This is a genomic window from Arthrobacter sp. AD-310, assembly GCF_054656615.1.
In genome coordinates, this window is sequence record NZ_BAAHNO010000009.1 from 154,446 (window position 1) to 172,483 (window position 18,038).

The 18,038-nt window shown below is 64.3% G+C and carries 13 protein-coding genes and 1 tRNA gene; 3 read left to right on the plus strand and 11 right to left on the minus strand.

Going from position 1 to position 18,038, the window contains the following annotated elements:
- Positions 1–212: 212 nt before the first annotated feature.
- Positions 213–4,112: a DNA-directed RNA polymerase subunit beta' gene (locus tag ACYQ1Z_RS06530; RefSeq protein ID WP_459791674.1), complete on the minus strand. Its 3,900-nt coding sequence runs from the start codon at positions 4,110–4,112 to the stop codon at positions 213–215.
- Between the two features lie 104 nt (positions 4,113–4,216).
- Entirely contained in the window at positions 4,217–7,726 is a 3,510-nt protein-coding gene (gene rpoB / locus ACYQ1Z_RS06535; RefSeq protein WP_459791675.1) for a DNA-directed RNA polymerase subunit beta, read from the minus strand.
- Between the two features lie 414 nt (positions 7,727–8,140).
- Here rpoB and ACYQ1Z_RS06540 point away from each other — a divergent pair, with 414 nt between their 5' ends.
- Positions 8,141–9,340, plus strand: coding sequence for an acetyl-CoA C-acetyltransferase (locus ACYQ1Z_RS06540; RefSeq protein WP_459791676.1), 1,200 nt, complete (start codon positions 8,141–8,143; stop codon positions 9,338–9,340).
- Entirely contained in the window at positions 9,340–9,837 is a 498-nt protein-coding gene (locus tag ACYQ1Z_RS06545) for an aminoacyl-tRNA deacylase (RefSeq protein ID WP_459791677.1), read from the plus strand. Before ACYQ1Z_RS06540 ends, ACYQ1Z_RS06545 begins: the two co-directional genes overlap by 1 nt.
- Before the next feature lie 125 nt (positions 9,838–9,962).
- On the opposite strand, the gene rplL is transcribed toward ACYQ1Z_RS06545, so the two are convergent.
- From rplL to ACYQ1Z_RS06590, 9 genes are all read right to left on the minus strand, one after another.
- Positions 9,963–10,340: a 50S ribosomal protein L7/L12 gene (gene rplL, locus ACYQ1Z_RS06550; protein WP_058266497.1), complete on the minus strand. Its 378-nt coding sequence runs from the start codon at positions 10,338–10,340 to the stop codon at positions 9,963–9,965.
- A 72-nt stretch (positions 10,341–10,412) separates the two neighbouring features.
- Positions 10,413–10,991: a 50S ribosomal protein L10 gene (rplJ, locus tag ACYQ1Z_RS06555; protein ID WP_459791678.1), complete on the minus strand. Its 579-nt coding sequence runs from the start codon at positions 10,989–10,991 to the stop codon at positions 10,413–10,415.
- A 294-nt stretch (positions 10,992–11,285) separates the two neighbouring features.
- Positions 11,286–12,407, minus strand: coding sequence for a GNAT family N-acetyltransferase (locus ACYQ1Z_RS06560; RefSeq protein WP_459791679.1), 1,122 nt, complete (start codon positions 12,405–12,407; stop codon positions 11,286–11,288).
- A 7-nt stretch (positions 12,408–12,414) separates the two neighbouring features.
- Positions 12,415–13,512 carry an N-acetyltransferase family protein gene (locus tag ACYQ1Z_RS06565; RefSeq protein WP_459791680.1) on the minus strand — a complete coding sequence of 366 codons (1,098 nt, stop codon included), beginning with the start codon at positions 13,510–13,512 and terminating at the stop codon, positions 12,415–12,417.
- A 135-nt stretch (positions 13,513–13,647) separates the two neighbouring features.
- A complete protein-coding gene (gene rplA, locus ACYQ1Z_RS06570; RefSeq protein ID WP_459791681.1) occupies positions 13,648–14,355 on the minus strand; it encodes a 50S ribosomal protein L1 in 708 nt (235 codons plus the stop codon).
- 145 nt (positions 14,356–14,500) lie between these two features.
- Positions 14,501–14,932, minus strand: coding sequence for a 50S ribosomal protein L11 (gene rplK, locus ACYQ1Z_RS06575; RefSeq protein WP_018760472.1), 432 nt, complete (start codon positions 14,930–14,932; stop codon positions 14,501–14,503).
- A 129-nt stretch (positions 14,933–15,061) separates the two neighbouring features.
- Complete coding sequence (gene nusG / locus ACYQ1Z_RS06580; protein ID WP_459791682.1) at positions 15,062–15,850, minus strand: transcription termination/antitermination protein NusG; 789 nt, start codon at positions 15,848–15,850, stop codon at positions 15,062–15,064.
- A gap of 115 nt (positions 15,851–15,965) precedes the next feature.
- A complete protein-coding gene (secE, locus tag ACYQ1Z_RS06585) occupies positions 15,966–16,250 on the minus strand; it encodes a preprotein translocase subunit SecE (protein ID WP_459791683.1) in 285 nt (94 codons plus the stop codon).
- Between the two features lie 81 nt (positions 16,251–16,331).
- Positions 16,332–16,404: transfer RNA gene (locus ACYQ1Z_RS06590), tRNA-Trp, on the minus strand.
- A gap of 271 nt (positions 16,405–16,675) precedes the next feature.
- Here ACYQ1Z_RS06590 and ACYQ1Z_RS06595 point away from each other — a divergent pair.
- A complete protein-coding gene (locus ACYQ1Z_RS06595) occupies positions 16,676–17,893 on the plus strand; it encodes a pyridoxal phosphate-dependent aminotransferase (RefSeq protein WP_459791684.1) in 1,218 nt (405 codons plus the stop codon).
- Positions 17,894–18,038 lie beyond the last annotated feature (145 nt).

Below are 18,038 nucleotides of genomic sequence, written 5' to 3' on the forward strand. Positions count from 1 at the left end.
GCTCTCATCCACTGCCACAATAACAATTGGTACCCAGTCTAGCATGGACGGCCTCCATGCCTTAATCGGGCCCGCTCCCCCAACTGGCCCGCAGTTGTTGTCGTTTTGGAGCCTCAAAAGGACAACAACTGCGAGCCAGTTGGTTTAAAGCCGGAAGCCCCGCCTCCCCTGCCGTGCAGCAGGGTGAGACGGGGCCCGGCCCAGGCTTCCGTTTACCGGAAGTCGTTGCCCAGGTCGTAGTCATCCAGCGGGATGGCGTGGAACTCAGGAGCTCCGTCGCCGCCCAGGGTGTCGTACGAGAAGTCGCTGAACGCGCTCGGGCCAGTGAACAGGTTGGCCTTTGCTTCCTCAGTCGGCTCCACCGTGATCTCGGTGTAGCGCGGGAGGCCCGTGCCGGCCGGGATCAGCTTACCGATGATGACGTTCTCCTTGAGGCCCAGCAGCGGGTCGCTCTTGCCTTCCATGGCCGCCTGCGTGAGGACGCGGGTGGTCTCCTGGAAGGAAGCTGCGGACAGCCAGGACTCGGTGGCCAGCGATGCCTTGGTGATACCCATGAGCTCGGGACGTCCGGAAGCCGGAGTCTTGCCCTCGGATACAACGCGGCGGTTGGCGTCTTCGAACCGGGCACGCTCTGCCAGCTCACCGGGGAGCAGGTCGGAGTCGCCGGACTCGATGACCGTGACGCGGCGCAGCATCTGGCGGACGATGACTTCCACGTGCTTGTCGTGGATGCCAATGCCCTGGCTGCGGTACACGCCCTGGACCTCGTCCACCAGGAACTTCTGTGCAGCACGGGGACCCATGATGCGCAGGACCTGCTTGGGATCGACAGGACCGTTGATCAGCTTCTGGCCGACAGTGACGTGGTCGCCGTCTTCGATCAGCAGGCGAGAACGGCGCAGGACCGGGTACGCGATCTCTTCGGTTCCGTCATCCGGGGTGATGACCAGGCGCATCTGCCGCTCGGACTCTTCGATGGTGATACGGCCGGCCGCTTCGGCGATCGGCGCAACACCCTTCGGAGTACGGGCTTCGAAGAGCTCCTGGATACGGGGCAGACCCTGGGTGATGTCGTCGCCGCCACCGGCGGACACTGCACCACCGGTGTGGAACGTACGCATGGTCAGCTGGGTACCGGGCTCGCCGATGGACTGTGCGGCGATGATGCCGACGGCCTCGCCGATGTCCACGGTCTTGCCGGTGGCCAGCGAACGGCCGTAGCACAGGGCGCAGGTGCCGACGCTGGACTCACAGGTGAGCACGGAGCGGACCTTGACCTCGGTGATGCCTGCCTTGAAGAGCTCGTCGATGACGACGTCGCCGCAGTCGGTGCCGGCGGCTGCGAGGACCTTGCCCTCGGAGTCCACGACGTCGACAGCCAGCGTACGTGCGTAGGCGCTGTTCTCGACGTTCTCGTCCAGGACCAGCTCGCCGTTGGAGTCGGCGACGGCGATCGGCGTGACCAGGCCGCGCTCGGTGCCGCAGTCCTCTTCGCGGACGATGACGTCCTGGGACACGTCCACCAGACGACGGGTCAGGTAACCCGAGTTGGCGGTACGCAGGGCGGTATCGGCGAGGCCCTTACGGGCACCGTGCGTGGCGATGAAGTATTCCAGCACCGACAGGCCCTCACGGTAAGAGGACTTGATCGGACGCGGGATGATCTCACCCTTCGGGTTGGCCACCAGGCCACGGATACCCGCGATCTGGCGGACCTGCATCCAGTTACCACGTGCACCGGAGGACACCATTCGGTTGATGGTGTTCATCGGGGACAGGCTTTCACGCATCACGGAAGCGATGTCGTTGGTGGCCTTGTTCCAGATCTCGATGAGCTCCTGGCGGCGCTCGTCGTCGTCGATCAGGCCCTTGTCGTACTGGCCCTGGATCTTCGCGGCGCGCTCTTCGTACCCGGCAAGGATTTCCGGCTTGGCAGCCGGGACCTCGATGTCGGAGATGGCGACGGTGACACCGGAACGGGTGGCCCAGTAGAAGCCGGCATCCTTCAGGTTGTCCAGCGTGGCAGCCGTGACGACCTTCGGGTAGCGCTCGGCGAGGTCGTTGACGATACGGGACAGTTCGCCCTTGTCGGCAACAGCCTCAACCCAGGGGTAGTCCTCGGGCAGGGTCTCGTTGAAGAGGACCTGGCCCAGGGAGGTCTGGACGAGTGCGGGCTGACCCGGCTCCCAGCCTTCCGGTGCTTCCCAGCCGGCGTACGGCACGAAGCCTTCCAGCCGGATCTTCACCTGGGAGTTCAGGTGCAGCTCGCGGGCGTCGAACGCCATGATGGCCTCGGACACCGAGCCGAAGACACGGCCTTCACCGGCCGAACCCTTCCGCTTGGTGGTCAGGTGGTAAAGGCCGATGATCATATCCTGCGAGGGCAGGGTGACCGGGCGTCCGTCGGACGGCTTCAGGATGTTGTTCGAGGACAGCATCAGGATGCGGGCCTCAGCCTGGGCCTCGGGGCTCAGCGGCAGGTGCACTGCCATCTGGTCGCCGTCGAAGTCGGCGTTGAAGGCGCCACACACCAGCGGGTGCAGCTGGATGGCCTTGCCTTCAACAAGCTGGGGCTCGAACGCCTGGATACCCAGGCGGTGCAGGGTAGGTGCACGGTTGAGCAGCACCGGGTGTTCGGTGATGATCTCTTCGAGCACGTCCCACACCTGGGGACGGTAACGCTCCACCATCCGCTTGGCCGACTTGATGTTCTGGGCGTGGTTGAGGTCAACCAGGCGCTTCATCACGAACGGCTTGAAGAGCTCCAGCGCCATCTGCTTGGGCAGGCCGCACTGGTGCAGCTTCAGCTGCGGGCCAACGACGATGACCGAACGGCCGGAGTAGTCGACGCGCTTGCCGAGCAGGTTCTGGCGGAAACGGCCCTGCTTGCCCTTGAGCATGTCGCTCAGGGACTTCAGCGGACGGTTGCCCGGACCCGTGACGGGACGGCCGCGGCGGCCGTTGTCGAACAGGCTGTCAACAGCTTCCTGAAGCATGCGCTTCTCGTTGTTGACGATGATCTCCGGGGCGCCAAGGTCAAGCAGTCGCTTGAGGCGGTTGTTCCGGTTGATCACGCGGCGGTACAGGTCGTTGAGGTCGGAGGTCGCGAAGCGGCCACCGTCCAGCTGGACCATCGGGCGCAGTTCCGGCGGGATCACCGGGACGGCGTCGAGGACCATGCCGAGCGGGCTGTTGTTGGTGGTCAGGAACGCGTTGACCACCTTGAGGCGCTTGAGGGCGCGGGTCTTGCGCTGGCCCTTGCCGTTGGCGATGACGTCGCGCAGCAGGTCGGACTCGGCCTGCATGTCGAAGTTCTCAAGGCGCTTCTTGATGGCTTCGGCACCCATGGAGCCTTCGAAGTACATGCCGTAGCGGTCGCGCAGCTCGCGGTACAGGCCTTCGTCACCTTCGAGGTCGGCGACCTTCAGGTTCTTGAAGCGGTCCCAGACCTGCTCGAGGCGCTCGATGTCGGCGTCCGCGCGCTTGCGGACGTTGGCCATCTGGCGATCGGCGGAGTCGCGGGCCTTCTTCTTGTCGGCAGCCTTGGCGCCTTCGGCCTCCAGGCGTGCGATTTCGCCCTCGAGGTCACGGGCGATGGCAGCGATGTCCGAGTCGCGGTTGTCGATCAGCTGCTTCTTCTCGATGTCGTGCTCAACCTGCAGGTTGGGCAGTTCCTCGTGGCGGGCAGCTTCGTCGACGCTGGTGATCATGTAGGCGGCGAAGTAGATGACCTTTTCGAGGTCCTTCGGTGCCAGGTCAAGGAGGTAGCCCAGGCGGGACGGAACACCCTTGAAGTACCAGATGTGCGTGACCGGTGCGGCCAGCTCGATGTGGCCCATGCGCTCACGGCGGACCTTGGCGCGGGTGACTTCAACGCCACAACGCTCACAGATGATGCCCTTGAAGCGCACGCGCTTGTACTTGCCGCAGTAGCATTCCCAGTCGCGGGACGGGCCGAAGATCTTCTCGCAGAAGAGGCCGTCCTTCTCGGGCTTGAGCGTGCGGTAGTTGATGGTTTCCGGCTTCTTAACCTCGCCGTACGACCAGCCGCGGATGTCTTCCGCGGTGGCGAGGCCGATCTGCATGAGGCCGAAGGAGGATTCGCTGGACATATGGTCCCTGTTCTCTCTTGTTCTCTAAATTCTGAAGTCTTGGTGCGGGATGAGGGAGGTCAGGTTCGACGGCGGGTGGGCACCCGCCGTCGAAACCCCACCTGCTAGACCTCTTCTACGGAGCTGGGCTCTGCACGAGACAGATCGATGCCCAGTTCCTCCGCAGCCGTGAAGACTGCGTCATCAGAGTCACGCATTTCAATTGTGGTTCCGTCCGTGGAGAGCACTTCCACGTTCAGGCACAGCGACTGCATTTCCTTGATCAAGACCTTGAAGGATTCAGGAACACCCGGCTCCGGGATGTTCTCGCCCTTGACAATGGCCTCGTAGACCTTCACGCGGCCGTGGATGTCATCGGACTTGATGGTCAGGAGTTCCTGGAGCGTGTAGGCGGCGCCGTAGGCTTCGAGCGCCCACACTTCCATTTCACCGAAGCGCTGGCCACCGAACTGCGCCTTACCACCCAGCGGCTGCTGCGTGATCATGGAGTACGGGCCGGTGGAGCGGGCGTGGATCTTGTCGTCCACCAGGTGGTGGAGCTTCAGGATGTACATATAGCCGACCGAGATCGGATCCGGGAACGGCTCGCCGGAGCGGCCGTCGAACAGGCGGGTCTTGCCGGAGGAGTTGATCAGGCGGTCGCCGTCGCGGGTCACGTTGGTGGAGTCCAGCAGGCCCGTGATTTCCTCTTCGCGGGCACCGTCGAACACCGGCGTGGCAACAGTGGTGGGACCACTCTCGCGCGGCAGGTTCGGCAGCTGCTTGACCCACTCGGGCTCGCCTTCGATCTTCCAGCCGGTCTTGGCAACCCAGCCGAGGTGCGTTTCGAGCACCTGGCCCACGTTCATACGGCCCGGGACACCCAGCGGGTTCAGGACGATGTCAACGGGGGTGCCGTCGGCAAGGAAGGGCATGTCCTCGACCGGGAGGATCTTGGAGATAACACCCTTGTTGCCGTGGCGGCCGGCGAGCTTGTCGCCGTCGGTGATCTTGCGCTTGGCAGCCACGTAGACGCGGACCAGCTGGTTGACGCCCGGGGGCAGCTCGTCGTCGTTGTCGCGGTCGAAGACGCGGACGCCGATGACGGTGCCGGACTCGCCGTGGGGCACCTTGAGGGAGGTGTCACGGACTTCGCGGGACTTCTCGCCGAAGATGGCGCGCAGCAGGCGCTCTTCCGGGGTCAGTTCGGTTTCACCCTTCGGGGTGACCTTTCCGACCAGGATGTCGCCGGCTTCGACCTCGGCACCGATGTGGATGATGCCGCGCTCGTCCAGGCCTGCCAGGACTTCCTCGGACACGTTGGGGATGTCACGGGTGATTTCCTCGGCACCGAGCTTGGTGTCGCGGGCATCGATCTCGTGCTCCTCGATGTGGATGGAGGAAAGGACGTCCTCGGCAACGATGCGCTGCGAGAGGATGATGGCGTCCTCGAAGTTGTGGCCTTCCCAGGACATGAAGGCCACAAGCAGGTTCTTGCCGAGGGCCAGTTCACCCTGGTCCGTTGCCGGGCCGTCGGCGATGATGCCGCCGACTTCCAGGCGCTGGCCTTCGTTTACCAGGACACGGTGGTTGTAGCAGTTGCCCTGGTTGGAGCGGGCGAACTTGTTGATGCGGTAGTTGGTTTCCGTGCCGTCGTCGTTGAGCATGATGACGAGCTCGGCCGAAACCTCGGTGACCACACCGGCCTTCTTGGCGATGACGACGTCGCCGGCGTCAACGGCTGCGGCGCGCTCCATGCCGGTACCCACGAACGGGGCCTCGGAACGGACCAGCGGCACGGCCTGGCGCTGCATGTTGGCACCCATGAGTGCGCGGTTGGCGTCGTCGTGCTCGAGGAACGGGATCAGGGCCGTTGCCACGGACACCATCTGGCGCGGGGAAACGTCCATGAACTCGACGTCCTCGGCGGGAACCAGGACGGGCTCGCCGCCACCACCGCGGGCACGGACCAGGACGGTCTCTTCGGCGAAGCGGCTGTTCTCGTCCAGCGGCGCGTTGGCCTGGGCGATCAGCACCTCTGCTTCGTCGTCGGCCGTCAGGTACTGCACGTCGTCGGACACGACGCCGTCCTTGACCTTGCGGTACGGGGTCTCGATGAAGCCGAACGGGTTGATGCGTCCGTAGGATGCCAGCGAGCCGATCAGACCAATGTTCGGGCCTTCAGGGGTTTCGATGGGGCACATACGTCCGTAGTGGGACGGGTGAACGTCACGGACTTCCATGCCGGCACGGTCACGGGACAGACCACCGGGGCCAAGGGCCGACAGGCGGCGCTTGTGGGTCAGGCCCGAGAGCGGGTTGTTCTGGTCCATGAACTGGGACAGCTGGGACGTTCCGAAGAACTCCTTGATGGCTGCCACCACGGGGCGGATGTTGATCAGGGTCTGCGGGGTGATGGCCTCGACGTCCTGGGTGGTCATACGCTCGCGGACGACGCGCTCCATACGGGACAGGCCGGTGCGGACCTGGTTCTCGATGAGCTCGCCGACAGCGCGGATGCGGCGGTTGCCGAAGTGGTCGATGTCGTCGATCTCGACGCGCAGGTCCACTTCCTGGCCATCGCGGGTGCCCTTGATGGTCTTCTCGCCGGCGTGCAGCGCAACGAGGAACTTGATCATGGCAACGATGTCTTCCACGTGCAGGACGGAGGCTTCCTTGTCGCCAAGGGAGCGGTCGATGCCCAGCTTGCGGTTGATCTTGTAGCGGCCAACCTTGGCCAGATCGTAGCGCTTGGAGTTGAAGTACAGGTTGTCCAGCAGGGACTGGGCAGCCTCGACGGTGGGCGGCTCGCCCGGACGCAGCTTGCGGTAGATGTCCAGCAGCGCGTCTTCGCGGGTCTCGGTGGCGTCCTTCTCCAGCGTGGCGCGCATGGAGTCGTACTGGCCAAACTCCTCGAGGATCTGGCCTTCGGTCCAGCCGAGGGCCTTCAGCAGCACGGTGACGGACTGCTTGCGCTTGCGGTCGAGGCGCACGCCAACCTGGTCGCGCTTGTCGATCTCGAGCTCGAACCAAGCACCGCGGGACGGGATGATCTTGGCGGTGAAGATGTCCTTGTCACTGGTCTTGTCAGCGGCGCGCTCGAAGTAGGCGCCCGGGGAACGGACCAGCTGGGAGACGACGACACGCTCGGTGCCGTTGACCACGAAGGTGCCCTTCTCGGTCATCAGCGGGAAATCGCCCATGAACACGGTCTGCTGCTTGATTTCGCCCGTGTTGTTGTTCATGAACTCGGCCTTGACGTACAGCGGAGCGGAGTACGTTGCGTCCCGGTCCTTGCACTCGGCCATGGTGTACTTGGGGTCGGCGAACTCCGGGTCGGAGAAGCTCAGGGACATGGTGCCCTGGAAGTCCTCGATCGGGGAGATCTCTTCGAAGATGTCCGACAGGCCGGACGTGGTGGCGACGCTGAGATCGTTTTCTTCGACAGCCTTTGCTACGCGTGCCTGCCAGCGCTCGTTGCCGACCAGCCAGTCGAAGCTGTCCGTCTGCAGGGCAAGCAGATTCGGAACGTCAAGAGGTTCGTGAATCTTTGCGAATGAAAGCCGGCGAGTGGCACCATCAGTGCTGTCGGCGGTGTTAGCGGTTTCGTTATTAGAGGTGCTCGAGGCGACCAAGAGGGATCCTTCCACAGACCTTCAGGCGTTTTCAGATCTCCCCCGCTGTGCACCCTGCGGACTGAATCCGCAGCGCTACCATCCGGTTCCGCTATATGACCCGGGGCCCTTACCGGCTACGCTGTGCTGTTGTCACGGCACAGCGATTGCCAGCTGCCAGGCGAAGCCCACCGCTATATGAAGGCTGAAGGTAAACAGGGAAGACGCAAATATCTACGATACGGCAAAACCGCCTACGTGTCTACCCCACATCCGCCCGGAATGCAAGCACTTGTTTTTCGCCCATTTTCCAGCTTCCTCCGCCTGCCGGCCCGCCGCGGAATGCACATGCCAGGCGAGGCGTTTGAATAGATAGGTGACCTGGGTCACGGTAGCCTTGGTGGCCTACATCGGATCAGAGCGGAAGTAACAACCATGGGCAACTCTCCTGACAACAGCGACGTTGTAATCCTCGGCGCGGCACGCACTCCCACCGGGCGGATCAACGGACAGCTGGCAAGCTTTACCGCCGTGGACCTGGGCGCCCACGCCATCAAGGGGGCATTGGACGCCAGCGGGGTGGACGCCGGAGACGTCGAAGCGGTCATCATGGGCCAGGTCCTGCAGGCCGGCGCAGGCCAGAACCCTGCCCGGCAAAGCGCCATCGGGGCCGGCATCGGCTGGAACGTCCCCGCGGTAACGGTCAATAAGGTCTGCCTTTCCGGCCTGACCGCTGTCATCGACGCTGCGCGGATGATCCGCACGGGTGAGGTCTCCGTGGTGGTCGCGGGGGGCCAGGAGTCAATGAGCCGGGCACCGCACCTTCTTCCGGGATCACGGCAGGGCTGGGCGTACGGTTCCATCCAGGCCCTGGACGCCGCCGCCCACGACGGCCTCACGGACGCGTTCGACGGGCAGTCGATGGGCCTGTCCACCGAGACCCGCAACCTCACCCTGGGCATAGACCGGACGTCCCAGGACAACGTGGCAGCCCAGTCGCACCAGCGCGCGGCGCTGGCCGCGAAGAACGGAACGTTCGACGACGAGATCGTCTCCATCAGCGTCAAGCAGCGCAAGGGTGACCCCGTGGTGGTGGACACCGACGAAGGCGTCCGGCCCAACGCCTCCATCGAATCCCTGGCAGGCCTCCGCGCAGCCTTCGTCACCGACGGCACCATCACCGCCGGCAACTCCTCTCCCCTGTCCGACGGCGCTGCCGCCCTGGTGCTGACCTCCCGCGGCTACGCCGAGCAGCACGGCCTGGAGTACCTGGCCGTGGTGGGAAAGCCGGGGCAGGTGGCCGGCCCGGACAACTCACTGCACTCCCAGCCCTCCAACGCGATCATGAACGCCCTCCACAAGGCCGGTTGGAGCACCTCCGACCTTGACTTCATCGAGATCAACGAAGCGTTCGGTTCCGTGGCCGTCCAGTCGCTCAAGGACCTGGACTACCCGCTGGAGAAGTGCAACATCCACGGCGGCGCCATCGCCCTGGGCCACCCCATCGGTGCATCCGGGGCCCGGCTGGCAGTCCATGCAGCCCACGAGCTCAAGCGCCGTGGAACGGGCAGGGCCGCCGTGTCGCTGTGCGGGGGCGGCGGGCAGGGCGAGGCCCTCCTGCTGTACCGCGACTGATGGCGGGCCACGCGCAAAACGCAACGGACGGCGTCGGGCGGGAACGTTTCCTGGCCGACGCCGCCGCGCGCGGCCTCGAGGTTGAGGTGGTGGAACGGCCCGCGGCCAGGAGCCTGGAGGAGGCAGCCGGGATCCTGGGGATCCGGCCGGCTGACATCGTCAAGTCGCTGGTGGTGAAACACAAGGACGGGACGTTCCTTTTTGCCCTGATCCCCGGTGACCGGCAGATCTCCTGGCCCAAGCTGAGGGCCTTGGTGGGCGTCAACAAGCTCTCGCTGCCGCCGGCGGATGTGGCACTGGACGCCACGGGGTACGAGCGCGGCACCATCACTCCGCTGGGCAGCACGCACCCGTGGCCGGTGTACGCGGACGCCACCATCACAGGCCGCCGGATCTCGATGGGCGCGGGCGCCCACGGCTACAGCGCCTTTGTGGACGCCGACTCCCTGACGACGGCACTGGCCGCGGTGGTGGCAGACATCTCCGACCCCAACTGACTGGCAGTTGTTGTCGTTATGGGCCTCCTAAACGGCAACAACTGCGAGCTAGTTAGGCGAGGTTAAGCAGAAAACCCCGCCCAACTGCCTGGCAGTTGGACGGGGTTTTCCAGGAGTATGCGCTGTTACTTGAGGGTAACGGTGGCGCCTGCAGCCTCGAGCTGCTCCTTGGCCTTCTCGGCGGTCTCCTTGTTGGCGCCTTCGAGGACAGCCTTGGGGGCACCGTCAACCAGGTCCTTGGCTTCCTTGAGGCCGAGGGAGGTGATGGCGCGAACTTCCTTGATGACTGCGATCTTCTTGTCGCCGGCAGCTTCGAGGATGACGTCGAAGTCGGTCTTCTCTTCAGCCTCTTCTGCAGCGCCGCCGGCAGCGGGGCCAGCAACAGCAACAGCAGCAGCGGTAACTTCGAAGGTCTCTTCGAAGAGCTTGACGAACTCGGAGAGCTCGATGATGGTCAGTTCCTTGAAAGCTTCAATGAGCTCTTCGTTGGTGAGCTTCGCCATGGTAGGCGTCCTTCCTGTTGTTGGCAGTCCGGCACTGGGCCGGACCACCGGAGTCTGGTGGGGTAAAGAGAATTAGTTCTCTTCGGCAGCGGGAGCTTCGGCGGGAGCCTCAGCTTCGGCGGGAGCTTCTTCAGCGGCGGGCGCTTCGGCTGCTGCCGGTGCACCGTTCTCTTCTTCAAGCTTGAGGCGCAGTGCGTCGATGATGCGTGCAGCTGCGGCGGCGGGCGCCTTGAGGACGCCTGCAACCTTGGCGAGCTGCAGCTCGCGGGACTCGAGGGCTGCCAGTGCGGCAACCTCACTGGCGTCCAGAGCCTTGCCCTCGAAGTAACCGGTCTTGATGACCAGCTGCTTGTTGGCCTTGGCAAAATCCGTCAGGCTCTTGGCAGCGGCAACTGCGTCACCCTTGATGAACGCGATTGCAGTGGGGCCGGCAAGCTGGCCGTCGAATGCTTCGACGCCGGCTTCCTTGGCTGCAATGGCGGTCAGGGTGTTCTTGACGACCGCGAACTTGGTGTCCTGGCCGAGAGAAACACGCAGCTGCTTGAGCTGTGCAACGGTGAGCCCGCGGTATTCGGTCAGGACAGCGGCGTTCGATTCCTTGAAATCGTTAGTGATCTCAGCTACTGCTGAAACCTTGGTAGGCGTTGCCATAACCCTCCTTCCGGGGATAGTGCCGGTATTCGACGGTCCCCGCTCAAGAGAGCTAAAACTAAAAACGCCCCGCGCAGATGCACGGGGCCTGGCTCAACACGGTTGTCCGTGGAGCGTAGCTTCGTTCACCTGCGCCGGCCGCCCTGCGTAGAGGGTCCTTCGTCCGGAAAGCCACTGCGTCCCCCGAGCAGGGCTGCAGAGGTGAGCCATGCTTGGAAGAGTGGATTTCCATAAAACCGACGGTCTTTGGTGCTCCCAGTCTACGGGAGCCCCGGCGCTCCACCAAATCGGGCGTCAGCTGCTGGAGCGGGTGTGCAGCTTGGGAAGCTCTTTCTGCCAGATGCCGGTCACGCCGGCAGTGTGGAAACCCAGCTGCTGGTTGACCGTCAGGAGGTACCGGTTCTCCGGCGCGTTCCACGTGTAGATCACCCGCGCGTCGGGAAACTGCTCCGTCAACCGCTCCATGTTGGCCACCTTGATCAGCAGGCCGAGCTTGTTCCCGCGGTGCTCCTGGAGGACCAGGGTGTCGTCCTGGAAGACGACGTCGGTGCGGTGCGCCAGGACGGTAATGGTAGTGAGGCCCACCAGCGCACCGGACGCGAGGTGCTCGACGGCGGTGACCACCGTCCGCCTGCCCTGCGCTATGGCCACGTCCTCGGCTTCGCGGAGGATGCCGCCGTCGAACACCATGTCCTGCTCAACCGGCACGTCCAGTGACGGGTCCACGTCCGCGCCGGCCTGGTTTTCCAGGGCAGCGACGGCCTCCAGCCAGCGGTCCGGGCAGCGGTCGGTCCAGTGGTGAAGCCTGTAGCGGCCGTTGTTGGCGTTTTCCGCTTCGGCCTGCAGGTCCGCCACGAGTTTCGAATCCAGCGGCAGCGCGCAGGAACTGAACTGCTCGATGTGCTGGAGCGTGTACCCCCTCTTCTGCGCAAACTCCACCTCGCGGCTTTCCAACGGGACGAAGCCCTGCCCGGAGCCGGGGACCAGCTGGGCCTGCTCGAACTCGTGCAGGGAGGCGCCCGGGTGGTTGGTGTCCACCAGGATCATGGTGCGCCCCTCCCCGCGCGCCAGGTGTTCGGCAGCCTCGAGCAGGCGGCGCCCCACGCCCTGGCGCTGGAACTCCGGGAGGATGTCCAGGGTGAACTCGGCCAGGTCCAGGTGGTCTGTCATGGGGAGGGCGATATCCACAGTTCCAACGATTTCGCCATCCACTTTGGCGACCAGGATGAGCTGGCGTTCATAGGGGTCCTCAAACTCGAGGAGCTTTTCCAGCGGCCCGTAGGCGAGGTCGTCACTGCCCCACGTGGCCATTCTGACTTTACGTCCCACTTCGACGGCGGCCAGGAAGTCGGCGGCGTCCGGCGCGTCCAGCGAATCGGGTATCCAGAGCTGCTCGATCTTTACGTCTATTGCCATAGGGGCATCATCCCAGCCGTTTCTGCCACTCACCCTCATACCCTGCAGGTTTGAATCCAAGCGCGATATTTATCGCCAGCATATGCTGGTTTTCGTTGGCGTTCCACGTCAGCACGGTGTTCGCCGACGGCCACTTGTCCTGCGCGCGGCGGAGGTTTTCGACCTTGACCAGCATGCCCAACCGGTGTCCCCGGTGCCCGCCGGACACCAGGGTGTCCTGTTGCAGGATGACGCCGGGAACCTCGGGACGCCAGTTGAGCACCGTATAGGCAACGAGTTCGCCGGTGGTCCGGTGACGAGCCGCGGCCACGAGGGCCTGCACACCGCTGCGGGCAAGCATCTCCTCGCCCCGCCGGACCCGGTCGGCGTCCCAGATCTCGCCTTCCCAGTCCATTCCGGCGGTGGGGACGTCAACGCTCATCCTCGCATTGAGCCGGGCATAGCTGTCCACCAGCTCCGGCGGGCACGAGTCAGCCCAGCCCACCAGCGTGTAATCCGGCGAATGGGCCGCAGCCGACGCTTCCAGTTCCGCGAGCCGGTCCGGCGGGACCGGGAGGGTAAGGCGGCTGGATATTTCCACCTGTTCCAGCTCGTAGCCGCAGGCAGCGGCGAAGGCTGTCGACGGGTCGTCGGCGGGCAGGTTCCCCGCGCCGGACTTCGCCGGCAGCAGCGGCCCGCTCCGGTCGGCGGCAGGCGCGGGGATCTCGAAGTAGCCGTCCAGCGATGTCCGGTTGTTCCTTTGCGCCACAGCCTCGGCGTGGTGCAGGAGCTGCCGGCCCAGGCCGCGGCGCCTGAAGGCCGGCACTACCAGCACGTTGACCCCGGCGGTGGCCAGGTTCTCCCGGAGCGGCAAGGTCACGGAGCACATGCCGACCGTCTCCCCGCCGATCCTGCCCACAAAGAGGTGCCGGGCCTCGTACTCGGTGCCGCGCCAATGCTCCAGTTCCTCGGCGTACGTGTAGCCGCGGTCGAGGTTGCCCCACGTGTCCAGTTCGTGCGCGGCGCGCATCGCCACGCAGTCACGGAAGTCCCGGGAGTCTTCGGTTGCGTCAGCGGATGAAGGAACAACGACGGCGGAAATCACCAGGGCGTTCGGCTGCGTCATGCCCCCAGCCTAGCCAGCCGCCGGCGGCTGTCGAGGGCCGCAGCCGGTGGGGCAGGGTTAAAGCGGAAGGGACCGTCCGGCGGTGAGCCGGACGGTCCCTTCCTTGGTGCTTAAGGGCACCGAACGCTGTGAGGACTACGCCTCGATGAGCACCTTGGTGACGTTGGGGTCAACGGAGATGCCCGGGCCGAAGGTCGTGGCGACCGTGGCCTTCTGGATGTAGCGGCCCTTGGCAGCGGAGGGCTTCAGGCGGAGCACCTCTTCCAGTGCTGCAGCGTAGTTCTCGGCCAGCTTGGCGGCGTCGAACGAAACCTTGCCGATGATGAAGTGCAGGTTGGAGTGCTTGTCGACGCGGAAGTCGATCTTTCCACCCTTGATGTCGTTGACAGCCTTCGTGACGTCGGGGGTCACGGTGCCCGTCTTGGGGTTCGGCATCAGGTTACGCGGGCCCAGGACCTTACCGAGGCGGCCAACCTTGCCCATGAGGTCAGGGGTGGCAACGGCGGCGTCGAAGTCGGTCCAGCCACCGGCGATCTTTTCGATCAGGTCGTCGGAACCAACGAAGTCGGCGCCGGCAGCGATTGCTGCTTCGGCCTTGTCACCGGTGGCGAACACCAGGACGCGGGCGGTCTTGCCGGTGCCGTGGGGCAGGTTGACCGTGCCGCGGACCATCTGGTCAGCCTTGCGGGGGTCCACGCCGAGGCGGAATGCGACCTCAACGGTGGCGTCGAACTTGGACGGGTTGGTGTCCTTGGCGAGCTTCACTGCCTCGAACGGGGCGTAGAACTTCTCCGCCTCGATCTTGGCGGCTGCTGCCTCATATGCTTTGCTGCGCTTTGCCATGCTGCTTATTTCTCCTTGTGCAGTTGTGGTCTGCGGACCGCGCTGGGCCCTGCCACAGCCGGGGGTCCGGGTGTCGTTATCCGGCCCGGATGCCCGGCATTTCAATTGTTGTTGGTGCCGGTTGCCCGGCGGGTGAAAGCTGGAATCAGCCTTCGACGGTGATGCCCATGGAGCGGGCGGTACCGGCGATGATCTTGGCTGCACCTTCGAGGCTGGTGGCGTTGAGGTCTTCCATCTTGGTGGAGGCGATCTCGTTGACCTGGGCCTGCGTCAGCTTTGCAACCTTGACGGTGTGCGGGGTGGAGGAACCCTTGGCAACGCCTGCAGCCTTCTTGATCAGCTCTGCAGCCGGCGGGGTCTTGGTGATGAACGTGAAGGAACGGTCTTCGTAGACCGTGATTTCCACGGGGATGACGTTTCCGCGCTGGGCTTCCGTCGCAGCGTTGTACGCCTTGCAGAATTCCATGATGTTGACACCGTGCTGGCCAAGCGCAGGACCGATCGGCGGAGCCGGGTTAGCGGCACCTGCCTGGATCTGCAGCTTGATGAGGCCGGTGACCTTCTTCTTGGGAGCCAATGTAGGGTCCTTCTCTCAATAACGTCCTGGGACACAGGAGCGTGCCTCAGGTTTTTGGCCGCCATGGCGAGGCGGCCGGCCGTTCCGGAGCCGCTAAGCGGGCGGCGCCGGGACGAATTCTTGCGGTAATCAGATCTTGGTGACCTGGTTGAACGCCAGGGTGACCGGGGTCTCGCGTTCGAAGATGGAGACCAGCACAACGAGGGTCTGGGACTCGGGCTTGATCTCGGAGATCGTAGCCGGAAGGGTCTCGAACGGACCTTCCTTGACGATGACGGACTCGCCGACCTCGAAGTCGACGGCGACAGGGGCCTGGTTCTGCTTGTTGACCGGCTTGCCCTTCTCGGCCTGCTCTTCCTCGAAGACAGGGGCAAGCATGGAGAAGACCTCATCCAGGCGCAGCGGAACAGGGTTGTGGGCGTTGCCCACGAAGCCGGTGACGCCGGGGGTGTGGCGGACGGCGCCCCAGGAGGCGTCGGTCAGGTCCATGCGGACAAGGACGTAGCCGGGGATGCGGACGCGGTTGATGACCTTACGCTGGGCGTTCTTGATCTCGACCACTTCTTCCATGGGCACCTGGATTTCGAAGATGTAATCTTCCATGTCCAGGGTCTGGATGCGGGTCTCGAGGTTGGCCTTCACACGGTTTTCGTAGCCGGCGTAGGAGTGGATGACGTACCAGTCACCTTCCTGGCGGCGCAGCTTGGCCTTGAATTCCTCGGCGGGGTCGGCAGCCGTGGTGGCGGCGGCAGCGGCGAGGGCGTCGGTGGGCTCGTCGTCGGCTTCTTCAGCGTCGACGGCGGCGTCATCGGATTCGGGCGCGGAGGACTCAACCTCAGACTCATCACCGGCTTCTGCCGTGATGTCCGCGGACTCTTCCAGCTCAGTCTCGGTTACCCCGAGCTCCTGCTCAGACACTTGGTCTCCTGCTTCCTGATTGCCTAACATGCCTACTTAAATGGCTCAATTCCGCACGCCGTGTGTCTTCCTCGGGAATTCCGGGGTGAGCACGCAGCCTGCGGACCCTGCAGCCTTAGCTGTCCGTGGAGCCGGAACCGCCGAAGATCCAGCCGACAGCGGTTCCGAAACCGATATCCAGCAGGCTGACGATGACCATCATGATGGCCACGAACACCAGCACCACGAGCGTGTAATTGATCAGTTCCTTGCGGGTGGGTGCAACAACTTTCTTCAGTTCGCCGATGATCTGGCGGACGAAGAGTGCAATGCGGGCGAAGAAGTTTGCCTTGGCGTCCTTCTTAGCCGGGCGGCCCTTGGAGCTGCTGGCAGCTGTTTCGGTCACCTGGTCCTCGCTCATCTTTGCAATGCTGGATTACCCGGCCCTGATCGAACCATGGTTGCTGCGCTTGCCCCGGATTTTCGCCCGGGGCAGCTTGCGCAGGGCAGACAGGACTCGAACCTGCAACCTGCGGTTTTGGAGACCGCTGCGCTACCAATTGCGCCACTACCCTATGGAGTGAATTACTCCGATGACGAATCGCCTGCCCTAACTGGGGCGCACGTCATCATCCGTGTTTTCAACACCGGTGAACCAGTCTACGCAACTTCAACACGTTAGTAAAACCGGCCCGTCCCGGCCCTCCCGCACCGTGTTCCGGGCTGTCTGCCAGCGCAGTCATATTTCAGAACCGGCACCCCGGAGGGTCCGGTGAACAGCATAGAGTAGAACTCGTCGAATCCCACATTCCAGCCTTGTGGCTGCAAGCGAAGAACGGACCTGCCATGTCTGCCGCCCGCGTTTCCAAACGCATTTCCGCAATTGCCGAATCCGCAACCCTTGCCGTTGACGCCAAGGCGAAGGCGTTGAAGGCAGCTGGCCGGCCGGTGATCGGGTTCGGGGCGGGCGAGCCCGACTTCCCCACCCCGGACTACATCGTGCAGGCAGCCATTGACGCCGCAAGCCAGCCCAAGTACCACCGCTACTCCCCTGCCGGCGGGCTGCCGGAGCTGAAGAAGGCGATTGCCGAGAAGACGCTCCGCGACTCGGGCTACGCCGTCGACCCCTCCCAGGTGCTGGTGACCAACGGCGGCAAGCAGGCCGTTTACAACACCTTCGCCACCCTCGTGGATCCGGGCGACGAGGTCATCGTGCCCACCCCGTTCTGGACCACCTACCCGGAGGCGATCCGGCTGGCCGGCGGCCTTCCGGTAGAGGTCTTCGCCGGTCCCGAGCAGGACTACCTGGTGACTGTCGAGCAGCTCGAAGCAGCCGTGACGGACCGCACGAAGATCCTGCTGTTCGTGTCGCCGTCGAACCCCACAGGATCCGTGTACTCCCCTGAGCAGGTGGCCGAGATCGGCAAATGGGCCGCCGCGAAGGGGCTCTGGGTTGTCACCGATGAGATCTACGAGCACCTGACCTACGACGGCGTACCCTTCACCTCCATCGCAACCGCCGCTCCTGAGCTGGGCGACAAGGTGGTCATCCTCAATGGTGTGGCCAAGACCTACGCGATGACCGGCTGGCGGGTGGGCTGGATGATCGGCCCGGCCGACGTCATCAAGGCCGCCACCAACCTGCAGTCTCACGCCACCTCAAACGTCTCCAACATCCCGCAGGTCGCAGCCCTCGCCGCCGTGTCCGGGCCGCTGACGGCCGTCGACGAGATGAAGGTTGCCTTTGACCGCCGCCGGAAGGCCATCGTCGCCGGCCTGAACGCCATTGAAGGCGTGGAATGCCCGACGCCGAAGGGAGCCTTCTACGTGTACGCGGACGTCCGTGGGCTGCTGGGCAAGGAATTCCCGACGGCGTCCGGCACCGCCACACCTCAGACTTCAGCGGAGCTGGCATCCCTGATCCTCGACGAGGTTGAAGTGGCAGTAGTACCCGGCGAGGCGTTCGGCCCGTCCGGCTACCTCCGCCTGTCCTACGCCCTGGGCGACGAGGACCTTGCCACCGGCGTCCAGCGCCTGCAGGACTTCCTGGGCAAGGCCCAGTAACTTCCGCCGTCCCGGATGCGCTATCACTTTTGGTCCCTAAAACCGAGGCAGGTTCAAGGGGTCGTTGCAACACCTGAGTGATTGGGGTGTTGTTGTGGGTTTTGGTCGGCCTGAGCTGTTGCATTCGGTGGTGCGGGTTTTCTGG